General features: G+C 73.5%; 14 protein-coding genes. 8 read left to right on the top strand and 6 right to left on the bottom strand.

From position 1 onward, the window contains the following. Nucleotides 1-200 precede the first annotated feature (200 nt). The 3 genes from J8M51_RS26965 to J8M51_RS26955 form a co-directional block, all read right to left on the bottom strand. Nucleotides 201-1,115, bottom strand: coding sequence for a glutathione S-transferase C-terminal domain-containing protein (locus tag J8M51_RS26965; RefSeq protein WP_086758430.1), 915 nt, complete (start codon nt 1,113-1,115; stop codon nt 201-203). Nucleotides 1,116-1,459: 344 nt separating this feature from the next. Further along, nucleotides 1,460-1,930: a potassium channel family protein gene (locus tag J8M51_RS26960; RefSeq protein ID WP_086758432.1), complete on the bottom strand. Its 471-nt coding sequence runs from the start codon at nt 1,928-1,930 to the stop codon at nt 1,460-1,462. 3 nt (nt 1,931-1,933) lie between these two features. Continuing rightward, the gene (locus J8M51_RS26955) at nt 1,934-3,814 is read right to left on the bottom strand and encodes a glycoside hydrolase family 15 protein (RefSeq protein ID WP_267299536.1); all 1,881 of its coding nucleotides are present in this window, start codon (nt 3,812-3,814) and stop codon (nt 1,934-1,936) included. A 315-nt stretch (nt 3,815-4,129) separates the two neighbouring features. On the opposite strand from J8M51_RS26955, the gene J8M51_RS26950 reads away from it, so the two are divergent. After that, on the top strand, nt 4,130-4,435 hold the full coding sequence (locus J8M51_RS26950) for a hypothetical protein (protein ID WP_267299535.1): 306 nt from the start codon (nt 4,130-4,132) through the stop codon (nt 4,433-4,435). A gap of 86 nt (nt 4,436-4,521) precedes the next feature. Here J8M51_RS26950 and J8M51_RS26945 read toward each other — a convergent pair whose 3' ends face one another. Continuing rightward, a complete protein-coding gene (locus J8M51_RS26945) occupies nt 4,522-5,475 on the bottom strand; it encodes a formylglycine-generating enzyme family protein (RefSeq protein ID WP_267299534.1) in 954 nt (317 codons plus the stop codon). A gap of 165 nt (nt 5,476-5,640) precedes the next feature. Here J8M51_RS26945 and J8M51_RS26940 point away from each other — a divergent pair, with 165 nt between their 5' ends. From J8M51_RS26940 to J8M51_RS26910, 7 genes are all read left to right on the top strand, one after another. Further along, nucleotides 5,641-6,810 (top strand): NAD(P)/FAD-dependent oxidoreductase, encoded by a 1,170-nt coding sequence (locus J8M51_RS26940; RefSeq protein ID WP_086758320.1) that lies wholly within the window; start codon nt 5,641-5,643, stop codon nt 6,808-6,810. Then, nucleotides 6,807-7,106 (top strand): (2Fe-2S)-binding protein, encoded by a 300-nt coding sequence (locus J8M51_RS26935; protein WP_086758322.1) that lies wholly within the window; start codon nt 6,807-6,809, stop codon nt 7,104-7,106. Before J8M51_RS26940 ends, J8M51_RS26935 begins: the two co-directional genes overlap by 4 nt. Further along, a complete protein-coding gene (locus J8M51_RS26930) occupies nt 7,096-8,559 on the top strand; it encodes an FAD/NAD(P)-dependent oxidoreductase (RefSeq protein WP_086758324.1) in 1,464 nt (487 codons plus the stop codon). Before J8M51_RS26935 ends, J8M51_RS26930 begins: the two co-directional genes overlap by 11 nt. 65 nt (nt 8,560-8,624) lie before the next feature. After that, nucleotides 8,625-9,521, top strand: coding sequence for a dihydrodipicolinate synthase family protein (locus J8M51_RS26925; protein WP_086758326.1), 897 nt, complete (start codon nt 8,625-8,627; stop codon nt 9,519-9,521). A gap of 26 nt (nt 9,522-9,547) precedes the next feature. Then, a complete protein-coding gene (locus tag J8M51_RS26920; protein ID WP_086758328.1) occupies nt 9,548-10,549 on the top strand; it encodes a proline racemase family protein in 1,002 nt (333 codons plus the stop codon). A gap of 10 nt (nt 10,550-10,559) precedes the next feature. Next, complete coding sequence (locus tag J8M51_RS26915) at nt 10,560-11,243, top strand: GntR family transcriptional regulator (RefSeq protein WP_086758330.1); 684 nt, start codon at nt 10,560-10,562, stop codon at nt 11,241-11,243. Nucleotides 11,244-11,385: 142 nt separating this feature from the next. Then, nucleotides 11,386-11,913, top strand: coding sequence for an NUDIX hydrolase family protein (locus tag J8M51_RS26910; RefSeq protein ID WP_179203222.1), 528 nt, complete (start codon nt 11,386-11,388; stop codon nt 11,911-11,913). Between the two features lie 30 nt (nt 11,914-11,943). Here J8M51_RS26910 and J8M51_RS26905 read toward each other — a convergent pair whose 3' ends face one another. Both J8M51_RS26905 and J8M51_RS26900 read right to left on the bottom strand, forming a co-directional pair. Further along, complete coding sequence (locus J8M51_RS26905; RefSeq protein ID WP_086758334.1) at nt 11,944-13,413, bottom strand: tetratricopeptide repeat protein; 1,470 nt, start codon at nt 13,411-13,413, stop codon at nt 11,944-11,946. A gap of 267 nt (nt 13,414-13,680) precedes the next feature. Next, complete coding sequence (locus J8M51_RS26900; RefSeq protein WP_086758336.1) at nt 13,681-14,409, bottom strand: SDR family oxidoreductase; 729 nt, start codon at nt 14,407-14,409, stop codon at nt 13,681-13,683. Between the last annotated feature and the right edge of the window lie 8 nt (nt 14,410-14,417).

Below are 14,417 nucleotides of genomic sequence, written 5' to 3'. Positions count from 1 at the left end.
TTGACCCGGAGCAGATCGACGGCGCGGTCGGCGCAGAGCGGCACGCAGCCCTGGCGGCGCCATGCGGCGGGCCTCGGGGATGCGTACATGTCCGTCACCATCGTTCTTCCGGCGGTCTTCCGGCGGTCTTCCGGCCCGGTGGGGCCTCGCGCTCTTCGGGTGGCCGTAAGTAACTCAGGCCCGGCGGGCCGCTGTCAACGTCAGTCCAGCACATGGGACGCTCGTCCGTCTGTCGATACGCCCTGGTCCGGGACGTGCGAGGCCCAGTCCAGGATCTGTACGGCCGCACCGGCCGCCTCCAGGCCCTGGCAGTGGGCGTGGTGACGGCGGGCGATGCCGTCGAGGTCGAGGTGCGGGCCGAAGGCGGGGTGGGCGGCCAGTCGCCGGGCGTACGCCCACAGGTGGGGGTGGTCGGCGATCCGGTGCACGGCGGAGGCGTCAAGGTGCCAGCGGTGCACGGTGTCGAGCCGTACCAGAGCGACCCACAACTCGACGTCGGCGGCGGTGAGTTGGTCGCCGAGGACATACGTCTGCCCGGCGAGCCGGGCGTCCAGGGAGCGCAGGGTGCGCAGCAGGGAGCGCAGCGCGTCGCCGCGTTCCAGGTCGTCGGCGCCGACACGTCCGGCGCGCTGGGCGGCCCCGTCCATGCCCTGTTCGCAGAGGCGGGCGACCCCCTCGATCTCGGCCTCCGCGCCCTTCGGGTACATCTCCGGCCGGCCGCCGCCGAAGCGCCGGGCGAGGTCGCGCATGATGTCGGGGGCGTGGGTGCTGACGATGCGTCCGGACCAGTCGTCGCTGAGGACGGGCGCCACGGCCGCTCCGGGGTAGCGGTGGGCACTCGCCTCGTACAGCGGGCGCAGCGCGGAGTGCTCGCCGTCCGGGCCGTCGGGCACGGCGGGCAGGAGGGTCACGGGACAGGCGTCGGCCAGCCCGAGGAGGCTGTGCACGATGGCGATGCGCAGGGCACCCGGACAGGACAGCGACAGATGGAGCCGGTAGCGGCGCGGCACGGCGTAGTGGCCGCTGCGCGCGTCGCAGCCGATCCTGCCCCGGAAGGAGGGCAGGGGCCGCGGCGACGGAACGGCGTTCAGGGCGTGGACGGGCATGGCGGACATGTGTCTCCCCGGGATTCTGGTGCGCGGTCGCGTGGTGACGCGAGTACACGGAACGGCGCGGGCTCGGGCGCGGGCTCGGGCCCGATGGAGCGCCCCGCCGGCGGCTCAGCTCAGGGGGCTTCTCGCGCTGCAGACGCGCAGCAGATCGATGTGACGGCGGGAGGTCAGCAGAAGGGACCGCCGGCGTGCGCGCGGCACATGAGTGACGACCGGCTCCAGGCGCCCCATCATTCCCTACCTGTTCACTAGGAAATACCCCACCTGGAGTGTCGATCCGACCCCGCCCCGCGTCAAGAGGCTGTCCAGGAAATGGGAACATCGTCCGAGGTGTGGACACCCGCCGGTCAGTCGCCCTTGCCCTTCGCTCCGAGCATCCGCTCCAGCCGGTCGAACCGCTCATGCAGGGCGTGCGCGGTCTCGTCGCACAACTCATGCGCCCTGTGCGTGAGTTCGTGGCGCTTCTGCTCCCGGCCCACGAACCAGGTGGCGATGGCGGCGGTGACCATGCCGTAGGTGGTGATGCCGACGACCATGACGACCGCGCCGACCACCCGGCCCCAGAGCGTCACCGGGAAGAAGTCGCCGTACCCGACGGTCGTGGCCGTCTCGATGGACCACCACAGGGCCTTCGGGTACGAGGTCAGATTGGCGCGCGGCGCGCCGTGCTCGGCGACGATCACGGCCCAGGAGCCGAGCAGCATCACCACGACGAGCAGCAGGGTGGCGCCGCCCGCCGCCTGGAAGTGGAGGGGGCGGCCCCGGCCGTCCCGGCCGAGCAGCAGTTCGACGGCCCTGGTGAAGAATCCGGGAAGCACGGCTCACCCCTCCTTCGCGCCGGAGGGTCCGCCGGGCGGCGCCTTGGGGTCCTCACGGCGGGCGTGCAGGGCGTGCCGGTCGAGTTCGTAGGCGACCCGGATCAGCGGGACGTGGGTGAACGCCTGCGGGAAGTTGCCCAGTTGGCGTCCGGCGCGGGGGTCGTACTCCTCGGAGAGCAGGCCCACGTCGTTGCGCAGCTCCAGGAGCCGTTCGTACAGCTCACGGGCCTCGTCCTCGCGGCCGATCAGCCGCAGGGCGTCCGCCAGCCAGAAGGAGCAGGCGAGGAAGGCACCCTCACCGCCGGTCAGGCCGTCGGGCGAGTCGGCGGTACCCACCGAGTAGCGGGCCACCAGCCCGTCGTGGAGGAGTTCGCGCTGCACGGCCTCGACGGTGCCGATGACGCGCGGGTCGTCCGGCGGCAGGAACCCGGTCTGCGGGATCTGCAGCAGCGCCGCGTCCAGTTCGCGGGAGCCGTACGACTGGGTGAAGGTGTTCCGCTCCGGGTCGTAGGCCTTCTCGCAGATGTCGCGGTGGATCCGGTCGCGGACCTCCCGCCATCTCTCCGCCGGGCCGGGGCGGGCGTGCGACTCGGCCAGCTTGACCGCCCGGTCGAAGGCCACCCAGCACATCACCTTGGAGTGCGTGTAGTGGCGGGGGGCGCCGCGCATCTCCCACAGCCCCTGGTCGGGCTCGACCCAGACCTGTTCCAGATGCTCCAGGAACACCGTCTGCAGCGAGGCCAGATGCTTGCGGGGCCGCAGTCCGCAGCCGATGGCCAGATGAACGGCGTCCATCACCTCACCGGGCACGTCCAGCTGCCGCTGCGCCGCCGCCGCGTTGCCGATCCGCACCGGCCGCGACCCCTCGTACCCGGGCAGCCAGTCGGCCTCCCACTCGGTGAGCCGCCGCTCCCCCGCGATGCCGTACATGATCTGCACGTCCTCGGGCCGCCCCGCCACGGCCCGCTCCAGCCAGCCCCGCCAGGCGTCCGCCTCCGCCTTGAAGCCGCTGCGCAGCAACGCCTCCAGTGTCATACCGGCGTCCCGCAGCCAGCAGAACCGGTAGTCCCAGTTCCGTACGCCGCCGATCTCCTCCGGCAGGGACGTGGTCGGCGCGGCGACGATGCCGCCGGTCGGCTGGTACGTCAGCGCCTTCAGCGTGATCAGGGAGCGTGCGACGGCGTCCCGGTACGGCCCGTCGTACGTCAGTCTGCGCAGCCAGCGGCGCCAGTACGCCTCGGTGCTGCGCAGCGCCTCGAAGGCGTCCACCTGGCGCGGCGCGGACAGATGGGAGGGGTGCCAGGTCAGCACGAAGGGGACGCGTTCGCCCGCGGTGACCGGGAAGACGGCGGTGTGGGCCGTGCCGTGGGCGACCGGCCGCACGGGGGTGCGCAGCCACACCGACTCCGGCCCCGCGGTGCCCGTGAGCGCGCCGCCGCGCCGCCGCATCCAGGGCAGGACCCGGCCGTAGTCGAAGCGGAGCCGCAGGTCCATGCGCATGTCGACGGTGCCGGAGATGCCCTCGACGATACGGACGAGGCTGGGGGCGCCGGTCTTCCGGCACGGCATGAAGTCGGTGACCAGGACCTGGCCGCGGGTCGTCTCCCACTCCGTCTCCAGGATCGCCGTGTCGTCCCGGTAGCGGCGGCGGGAGTACGGACCGTGCTCCTCCGCCGGGGCGATGCGCCAGCGGCCGTTGTCCTCGTCGCCGAGCAGGGCGGCGAAGCAGGCGGGCGAGTCGAAGCGGGGGAGGCAGAGCCAGTCGATGCTGCCGTCCTTGCCTACGAGGGCGGCGGTCAGGAGGTCGCCGATGAGGGCGTAGTCCTCGATGCGGCCGGGTTTGGCGCGGGGGTCGATGCGGGGGTCGGGGGCGGGTCCTGGCATGGGGTCAGTGTCGGGGGGTTCCGGGTTCCCGGCATGTGGGGTGGGGCGTTCGAGTTCCCTGCGGGCGGGAGGACTGCACCGGGGCCGGCCCGGTACTCGGCCGGGAGAGTGACCGCGTGACCGGTGCTCCTGGAACGCGCGAGCCAGGCTCTTCATCTTCCGGACGGTCGCGGGCCATGCCACGGCAAGGGCCGCTCCCCCGTCCGGGCCGAAGCTGCCGGGTACCGAGCGGCACGTTCCGAATCCCAGCACCGAGTACCGAGTACCGACGGTTCGACCCCCACACAGGTGAACGTCCATGGAAAGGACCCACTCTTGAAGGCCTCCTCGGAAACCTCGGAAACCTGGGAGATCTCCCCGACCGAGCGGATCCGCATCCTCGCGGACATCCTCTCCGGCACCCTCACGGCACGGGACGCCGCCCGCCGCCATGCCCTTCCGGTACGGGTCGTCCAGCGGTGGCTGCGGGAGATCCCGGTGGCCTCGCCGACGCCCGGAGCGGGCCGCGCCGACGACCTGTCCGCGCCCGCACCCGCACCCGCACCCGCACGAGGGGGCCGTCGTCCGCTGCCCCGGTGCCGGGTCGTGGTCGACGAGATGGTGCAGGGACTCGGGCTCTGATCGGCCGGGCCGAAGACCGTTTCCGCCGCCGCTGACGCCGGGACGGTCCCGCCCGAGTCGAAGGCCGGTGTCATGAGCAGGCGGTGTCAGCCCCCTGCCACCACCCGGAACCCGATGTTCCCGGCGGCGCTGTCCGGTGTGTTGGAGGAGCGCGCGGCCACCCGGTAGCGGTTGCAGTAGGAGGCGTGGCACAGGTGGGAGCCGCCGCGCATGACCCGGGCCGGGCCGTCGGGCGGGCCCGTCGGATTTGTACGCGGGCCGGTGACATGGAAATCCGGGCTGAACCGGTCGGCGCACCACTCCCACACATTGCCGACGGTGTTGTACAGGCCGAAGCCGTTGGGCTCGAAGGCGTCGGCCGGGGCCGTCGAACGGTGGCCGTCGGCGGCGGTGTTGTCGGTCGGGAACGTGCCGCGCCAGATGTTGCAGAGGTGCCGGCCACCGGGGGCGAGTTCGTCGCCCCATGGGTAGCGCTTCCCGGCCAGGCCACCGCGGGCCGCGTACTCCCACTCGGCCTCGGTGGGCAGCCGGGTGCCGGACCAGGCGCAGTAGGCCTGCGCGTCGTTCCAGGAGACGTGCACCACCGGGTGGTCGAGGAGCGCGTCCACGGAGGAACCGGGCCCGGCCGGCCGCCGCCAGGTGGCGTCCCGGACACCGCGCCACCACGGGGTGCCGGGGACGCGCGGGGAGACGGCACGCACGTCGGCGGGCAGGAAGCCCTCGAAGACGAAGGAGAAGCCGAAGAGTTCGGACTCGGTCACATGGCCGGTCGCGTCCACGAACTCGGCGAACCGCTCGTTGGTGACGGTCGTCGCGGCGATACGGAACGGCCTCACCCGGACCTCCCGGACCGGCCCCTCCCCGTCCGCCGGGTAGCCCGCCTCGTCCTCGGTGCCCATCAGGAACACCCCGCCGGGCAGCGGCAGCAGCCGTTCGCCGCCGCGTGCCGGCGCGGCGCCGGACGGGACATCGACGGGACCACCGAGCGCCCCGGCCACCGGCTCGCGTCCGGGGGCGCAGCAGGGCTTGTCGTGTGCCATCGCGGTGTCCTAGCCGGGAGACGGGGGCGGGGTGAGCCGGGAGACGGGGGGCGGCAGGGCGAAGGGGATGAGGGATGGGGTACGGCCCGCAGCGTAGTCCGCGCTCCACCCGGGGCTGCCGCGCGGGGTATTCCACGGCTCAGCGCCATGTGACATAGTACTGGCGTGACCGAGCGACTGACCTGCGACGTCGTGGTTGTCGGAGCGGGAATGGTGGGCGCGGCCTGCGCCCTGTACGCGGCCCGAGCGGGTCTGAGCGTCGTCGTGGTGGACCGTGGCCCGGTGGCCGGCGGCACGACCGGCGCCGGTGAGGGCAATCTGCTGGTCTCCGACAAGGAGCCCGGCCCCGAACTCGAACTCGCCCTGCTGTCCCAGCGTTTGTGGGCGGAGCTGGCCGCCGAACCGGGCCTGGGCGCGGCGTTCGAGTACGAGGCGAAGGGCGGCCTCGTCGTCGCCTCCACCCCGGACGGGCTCGCCGCGCTGGAGACGTTCGCGGCCGGGCAACGCACCGCCGGCGTCGAGGCGCACACCGTCACGGCAGAGCAACTCCCGTCTCTGGAGCCGCACTTGGCGCCCTCCCTCGCGGGCGGCGTCCACTACCCCCAGGACGCGCAGGTCATGCCCACCCTGGCCGCCGCCCATCTCCTGCGGGCCTCCGGCGCCCGACTGCTCACCGGCCGTACGGTGACCGAGGTGCTGCGCACGCCGGACGGTGCCGTACGGGGCGTCCGGACCGACCGGGGCGATGTGCACGCCCCGGCCGTGGTGAACGCCGCCGGGACCTGGGGCGGCGAACTGGCCGCGCTCGCCGGGGTCGCCCTGCCCGTCCTCCCCCGGCGCGGCTTCGTCCTCGTCACCGAACCCCTGCCGCCGCTGGTGCGGCACAAGGTGTACGCCGCCGACTACGTGGCCGACGTGGCGAGCGACTCGGCGGCGCTGCAGACCTCCCCGGTCGTCGAGGGAACCGCCGCCGGGCCGGTGCTGATCGGCGCGAGCCGCGAACGGGTCGGCTTCGACCGTTCGTTCTCCCTGCCCGTCGTCCGGGCGCTGGCGGCCGGCGCGACCCGGTTGTTCCCGTTCCTGGAGCGGGTGCGGGCGATGCGGACGTACATCGGCTTCCGGCCGTACATGCCCGACCATCTGCCCGCGATCGGTCCCGACCCCCGGGTCCCGGGCCTGTTCCACGCCTGCGGGCACGAGGGCGCCGGGATCGGACTCGCCACCGGCACCGGGCAGTTGATCGCCCAGACCATCGGGGGCGAGGCGCCCGAGCTGGACCTTGCGCCGTTCCGTCCGGACCGGTTCGCGGAGTACGAGGAGGGGGAGCCGACGTGAACCCGCACGAACTGGCACGGGCCGAGCCGGAGCCCGCCTTCACCGTCACCCTGGACGGTCATGAGCTGGCGGCGCTGCCCGGCCAGACGGTCGCCGCCGCGCTCTGGGCCGCCGGAGTCACCTCCTGGCGCAGCACCCGGGGCGAGGGCCGGCCGCGCGGGATCTTCTGCGGCATCGGCGTGTGCTTCGACTGCCTGGTCACCGTCAACGGCCGGCCCAACCAACGGGCCTGTCTGGTCCCGGTGCGACCGGGGGACGCCATCGACACACAGGAGGGCACGGGCCATGAGCACTGAAGCCACCGCCGCCACCGCCCCCGGGCCGCCCCACCTGGCGATCGTCGGCGCCGGCCCCGCGGGGCTCGCCGCGGCCCTCGCGGCGGCCGGACAGGGCATCCGGGTCACGGTGATCGACTCGGCGCGGGCACCCGGCGGGCAGTTCTACCGGCAGCCCGCCGCCGGGCTCGGGGCGCGACGCCCGCAGGCCCTGCACCACCAGTGGCGCACCTGGCGGCGGCTGCGCGCCGGCCTCGACCGGCAGATCGCCGCCGGGCGCGTCACCCATCTCCCGGACCACCATGTGTGGTGCGTGGAACGGCATCCCGGGGGCGACGGCCCCCGGCGCACCACCGTCCACCCCCCGCGCTTCACCGTCCACGCCCTGCTCGGCCCCGGCCAGGAGACCGCCGTCGAGGTGCGCGCGGACGCCGTCCTGCTCGCGACCGGTGGCTACGAGAAGGTGCTGCCCTTCCCCGGCTGGACCCTGCCCGGTGTGGTCACGGCCGGGGGCGCGCAGGCCATGCTGAAGGGCGGACTGGTGGTGTCCGGCCGTACGGCGGTCGTCGCCGGGACCGGACCGCTGCTGCTGCCGGTGGCGACCGGTCTCGCGGCGGCGGGCGTCACCGTGACCGCGCTGGTGGAGTCCGCCGACCCCAGGGCCCTGGTGCGCCGGGCCGGAGCGCTGGCCAGCCGGGCGGACAAACTCGTCGAAGGGGCCGGGTACGCCGCCGAGTTGCTGCGCCGCCGGGTGCGGACCCTCGTCCGGCACACCGTCGTCGAGGCGCACGGCGACGACCGCCTGGCGGCCGTGACCGTCGCCGCACTGGACGCCGAGGGCCGGGTCCGGCCCGGCAGCGAGCGGCGCGTCCCCTGCGACACGCTAGCCGTCGGGCACGGCATGCTCCCGCACACGGACCTCGCCGAGACGCTGGGCTGCCGGATCGAGCCCGCCGGGCCGCGCGTCCGGGTCGACGAGGAACAGCGCACCGATGTGCCGGGGGTCTGGGCGGCGGGCGAGACCACCGGGATCGGCGGCGCGGCACTCTCCCTCGCCGAGGGGCACATCGCCGGACGGTCGGCCGCCGCCCGACTCCGGGGACGGGTACCGGACCCGGCCGCGTGGGCGGGGGCCGCCGAGTCCCGTGCGGAACTGAGGGAGTTCTTCGCCGTGCTCGACTCCGTGTACGTTCCGCCGGCGCACTGGATCGAGCAGGTCACGGACGACACGGTCGTCTGCCGGTGCGAGGAGGTCACCGCCGGGGCCGTCCGCGAGGCCCTCGGGGAACTGGGCGCCGGGGACGTCCGCACGGTCAAGCTGCTCACCCGGGCCGGGATGGGCTGGTGCCAGGGCCGGATGTGCGAGCCCGCGGTGGCCGGCCTCACCGGCTGCGAACCGGCCGTGGCCCGGCGGCCGTTCGCCCAGCCGGTGCCGCTGGGTGTGCTGGCCCGCGACACCGATCACCATCAGTGACATGTCACACCTCACCCGTCACGCCTCCCCTGCCCCACCTCACCGAGACCGAGAGGGACCCTGAAATGACCCGCACTCCTGACCGCCCCTGGCGCGGCGTCCTCGTCGCCACCGCGCTCCCCCTGCGCGACGATCTCTCCGTCGATTACGACAAGTACGCCGAGCACTGCGCCTGGCTGGTCGAGAACGGCTGCGACGGTGTCGTGCCGAACGGCTCGCTCGGCGAGTACCAGGTGCTGACGCCCGAGGAGCGCGCCAAGGTCGTCGAGACGGCCGTCGCCGCGATCGGCGGCAGCCGGGTGATGCCGGGGGTGGCCGCGTACGGGTCCGCCGAGTCCCGGCGCTGGGCCGAGCAGGCGCGGGACGCGGGCTGCGCCTCGGTGATGCTGCTGCCGCCGAACGCGTACCGCGCCGACGAGCGGTCCGTGCTGGCGCACTACGCCGAGGTCGCGAAGGCGGGCGTCCCCGTCGTGGCGTACAACAACCCGATCGACACCAAGGTCGACCTGGTCCCCGAACTGCTCGCCAAGCTGCACGGCGAGGGGTACATCCAGGCGGTGAAGGAGTTCTCGGGCGATGTCCGCCGGGCCTACCAGCTCGGCGAAGTCGCCCCGGAACTGGACCTGTTGATCGGCGCGGACGACGTCCTGCTGGAACTGGCGCTGGCCGGCGCCAAGGGCTGGGTGGCGGGCTACCCGAACGCGCTGCCCGCGGCGACGGTGGAGCTGTACCACGCGGCGGTGGGCGGCGACCTCGCCACCGCCAAGGATCTCTACGTGCAACTGCACCCGCTGCTGCGCTGGGACTCCAAGGTCGAGTTCGTGCAGGCGATCAAGTTGTCGATGGACATCGTGGGGCGGCACGGAGGACACTGCCGTCCGCCGCGTGTGGAGCTGCTGCCGGAGCAGGAGACCGCGATCCGCGCGGCCACCGAGAAGGCCGTCGCGGCGGGGCTCGCGTAACCCGGAACAGAGAGGTACGACCGTCCATGCGCAGCAGACTCGTCCTGCACGCCGTCGACTCGCACACCGAGGGCATGCCCACCCGGGTGATCACCGGCGGAATCGGCGCGATCCCCGGCGCGACCATGAACGAACGCCGGCTGTGGTTCCGCGAACACCGCGACGACATCAAGCAGTTGCTGATGAACGAGCCGCGCGGGCACGCGGCGATGAGCGGCGCGATCCTGCAGCCGCCGACCCGCCCCGACTGCGACTGGGGCGTGGTCTACATCGAGGTCTCCGGCTATCTGCCCATGTGCGGCCACGGCACGATCGGTGTCGCGACCGTCCTCGTCGAGACCGGCATGGTCGAGGTCGTCGAACCCGTCACCACCATCCGTCTGGACACCCCGGCGGGCCTCGTCGTGGCCGAGGTGGCGGTGGAGGACGGCGCGGCGAAGTCGGTCACCCTCCAGAACGTGCCGTCGTTCTCCGTCGGCCTCGACCGCAAGGCCACGCTCGCCGACGGGCGGACGGTGACCTACGACCTCGCCTACGGCGGCAACTTCTACGCCATCCTGCCGCTGGAGCAGTTCGGTCTCCCCTTCGACCGCGACCGCAAGGACGACATCCTGAAGGCGGGCCTCGCCCTGATGGACGCCGTCAACGCCGAGGCGGAGCCCGTCCATCCGGAGGACCCGTCGATCCACGGCCTCCACCACGTCCATGTGTACGCCCCCGGCGCCACCGCCCGGCGCTCCCGGCACGCCATGGCCATCCACCCCGGCTGGTTCGACCGCTCCCCCTGCGGTACGGGCACCAGCGCGCGCATGGCGCAGCTGCACGCCCGGGGTGAACTCCCACTGCGCACCGAGTTCGTGAACGAGTCCTTCATCGGCACCCACTTCACCGGCAGACTGCTCGGCGAGACCGAGGTGGCCGGCGTCCCGGCCGTGCTGCCCAGCTTCACCGGCCGCGCCTGGATCACCGGCACCGCCCAGTACCTGCTCGACCCGTCCGACCCGTTCCCGTCCGGGTTCGTCCTCTAGGAGTGGCCCGATGGCCCTGCCAGCCCCTGCCGCCGGCCCCGCCCTGCCCGTGCTCGGCGGCAAGAAGAGCAGCTACCGCGAGCGGGTCGCCGACGCGCTGCGGGCCGCGCTGATCGCCGGTGAGCTGCGGCCGGGCGAGGTGTACTCCGCGCCAGGGCTCGCCTCCCGCTTCGGTGTCTCGGCGACACCGGTGCGGGAGGCGATGCTGGATCTGGCCAAGGAGGGCCTGGTCGACACCGTGCCCAACAAGGGGTTCCGGGTCACCGCCGTGACCGAGAAGCAGCTCGACGAGTACACCCACGTCCGCGCGCTCATCGAGATCCCGACCACCGTCGGCCTGGCCCGGACCGCCGACCCGGTCTCCCTGGAGGCGCTGCGTCCGGCCGCCCGGGAGATCGTCGCCGCCGCGGCCGCCGGTGACCTGATCGCGTACGTCGAGGCCGACACCCGCTTCCATCTGGGGCTGCTCGCCCTCGCGGGCAACGCGCATCTGGTCGAGGTGGTCGGCGACCTGCGCAAACGGGCCCGTCTCTACGGTCTGACCGCGCTCGCCGAGTCGGGCCTGCTGCTGTCCTCGGCCCAGGAGCACCTGGAACTCCTGGACGCCCTGCTGGCCCGCGACGAGGCGGCCGTGCACACGGTGATGACCCGCCACCTCGGTCATGTCCGCGGCATGTGGGCCGCGCACGGCTGATCCACGACCGCCGGACGACCACCGCACGACCGGTCACCGAAGCCGCGCATGCGAACGGGACGGCCGGGGCATCTCTGACAGGTGTGATCGGAGCGACGCGCGCTCCGCCTGACGTTGAAAGTATGATCGGCCAATGTCTGACATGACCGAAACCACGCCCGGCTGGCTGCCGTCCGACGAGCTCGAGTCGGCGCGCGCCCGGATGCCGATCCTGTACGTCGAGGCCGTGCCCGTGCGCGTCGACGACAGCGGCGAAGTGACCAGCATCGGGCTGCTGCTGCGCATCGGCCCGGACGGGACGGTCAGCCGCAATCTGGTCTCCGGCCGCGTGATGCACCACGAGCGGGTACGGGACGCGCTGCTGCGCCACCTGGAGAAGGACCTCGGTCCGGTGGCGCTGCCCCGCGTCCCGTCCGCGCTGCAGCCCTTCACCGTCGCCGAGTACTTCCCGACGCAGGGCATCACCCCGTTCCACGACCCGCGTCAGCACGCGGTGTCGCTGGCCTACATCGTCCCCGTGGCCGGCGACTGCGCCCCCCGGCAGGACGCGCTCGACCTGGTGTGGTTCAGCCCCCAGGACGCGGCGTCGGCGTCGGTCCAGGGCGAGATGCCGGGCGGCCAGGGAGTCCTGCTGAAGCAGGCCCTGGCCCACGTGGGCTGTCTGTCCTAGCGGGGGCGCACCCGGCGGCCGGGGCCGGGGTCAGGACCTGCGGTCGAGCAGCGTGCCGTGCGGGTCGCGGCTCAGCCTGCGCGCCGCGGGTGCCGCCAGTCCGGTCGCCGTGTCCCGGGCGAGAGCCGCGCGGCCCGCTTCGCCGAGGGCGTCGGCGAGCCGGGCCTGCCCGAGCCAGTTGTAGGGGCTGTGCGGGCTCAGTCCGGTGCGTTCGCCGAGCAGGAGCCGGGCCAGGTCGTCCCGGCGTGCGCGCAGGGCCGCCTCCAGCAGGGTCCGCTGGATCACATCCCGCTGGGCGTGGCTGCCGCCGAAGGTGTGCAGCCGGCGCCGGATCGGCCAGAGCAGTTCCACCACCGTCGCGTGGTCCTCGCGGGCGTACGCCACGAGCGCCTCGCACACGGGCAGGCCGATCTCCCCGGTCATCACACGGTTGGTGCCGTGCGCGCGGGGCCGCCCGTCCTCGCGGGCCGCCCGCAGCCAGCGCCGCCGGTCGGCGACGAACTCGTCGGCCGTGTCCAGCCGGCCCGCTCCCGCGAAGGCCATGACGGCGTGCACGTCGTTGAAGGCGTAGAACGGCGGGTCCTCGCGCGCGGCCCACGCGTCGGCCAGGGCCCGCCAACGGGCCTCCTGCTCCGAGCCGTCCAGCAGGAACCGCCACAGCAGCGAGGCGGCGTCGAGGAGTTCCATGACGAACCCCGACGAGTCCTTGTGGTGCAGGACGGCGTCGTAGATCCGCAGGGCCGTGCCGGTGTCGCCCGCCTCCAGCGCGTACAGGGCGTAGTGCCACCAACTGTGCACGGTCAGCAGGCTGCCGCTCGCCCAGCCGTCGAGATGGGCGTCGAAGAAGTCGATCCCCTCGGCGAACCGCCCCTGCATCTCGTGCACATGGGCGACGGCGTGGATGGCCCAGATGTCGTGGCCGTTCCGCTCGACGGCGGCCCGCGCCACCTCCTGGGCCCTGCCGTAGTGCCCCGACTCCTCCAGACCGAACGCGTACATGCCCATCAGCGGACCGCGATGCGGATCGTCCTCGTCCCAGGCGGGCAGGGCCCCGCCGATCCGGTCCCGCAGCCGGGTCGCGTCACCGGTGAAGAAGTCGAGCTGATGGCCCACGGCCAGGGCGAGCGGATCGCGGGGGCACTCCTCGACCAGTTCCTCCAGGACCTGTCCGGCCCGGCCCAGATCGCCGCCGAGCCAGGCCTCCGCCGCCGCCATGTGCATCCGCTCCCGCCGGGGCAGCGCCGAGCGGTCGAGTGCGGCGCCGAACTCCGTGAACCGGCGGCGCGCCTCGGCCGCGTCCCGGGACTCGGTCCCGAGGACCCCCAGATAGGCCGAGAACACCTGTGCCATCGGTGCGGCCGGAGACGCGGCGACCGCGCCCGCGACGGCGGCCGGGAAGTCCGGCCGGAAGAACAACAGCCCCTCCACGGCCCGGTCCAGGTGCCCCGCCCCTTCGGCGGTGCACTCGTGCAGGCGGTTGCCGTACCGGTCGGTCACCATGGCAGCTCATCTCCGGCGCGTGTCGGGTGTCGTGGGCCCGCGGTCGTCGACCCGTGACACCACGGACCACCCCGCGTCCCCATCCAACCGACCACTCCCGCGCCCAGTCCACCGAGCACCCCCGACACACCCCGAATCACCACTGTGCGCCGCACGCACGCCACTCCCGCGCACCACCCGTGCGATGCGCCGGACCCCGCCGGCCGAGGCGACCGGCCGAGGCGACCGGCCGAGGCGACCGGCCGAAGCCGGCGGGCCCGAGGGCCCTCAGCCGGCCGTCAGCGCCGCCAGGGCCCGGCCCATCGCGGCGTTGAACTCCTCCGGCGCCAGCGGCAGCCGGGACTTGACGTCCCGGCTCCACTGGTCGGCGAGGACCTCGGCGGAGCCCGCCTCGACGCCGTCGAGCACCGCGTCGGCCAGGTCCGACGGCGCGAGCTTGTCCACGGGCCAGCCCGCGGCCATGTCGGTGTCGGCCAGGCCGAGGTGCACCGCTGTCACGAGCGTGCCCTGCTCGGCGAGTTCCAGGCGGACGCCGTTGGTCATGGCCCAGGCGGCGGCCTTGGTCAGGTGGTAGGCGTTGGCGCCCCTGCCCCCGAACCACGACATGGCGGAGAGGACGTTGACGATCGCGCCCCCGCCGTTCCCGGCGAGCGCCGGGGCGAACTCCCGGATCATTTCCAGGTGGCCGAACACATTGGTCTCCAGCTCGCGGCGTACCGCGTCCAGCGAGCCCGTCACCAGGTCGGTTCCCGTCTGGATCCCCGCGTTGTTGACGAGCAGCGAGACATCCGGGGCGGCCTCGGCGGCGGCCCTCACGGACGCGGGATCGGCGATGTCGAGGGGCAGCACCTCGACCCCGGGCAGGTCCACGGTCTCCGGTCGGCGGGCCGTCGCGTAGACCTTGCGGGCGCCCCGCTCCAGCAGGCGCTGGGCGAAGGCACGGCCCAGGCCACGGTTGGCTCCGGTGACAAGGGCGACTGAGTTGTCGATATCCATGCCCGGTA

The organism is Streptomyces griseiscabiei, assembly GCF_020010925.1.
GTDB lineage: Bacteria > Actinomycetota > Actinomycetes > Streptomycetales > Streptomycetaceae > Streptomyces > Streptomyces griseiscabiei.
This window is presented reverse-complemented; position numbering and strand designations above follow the sequence as displayed.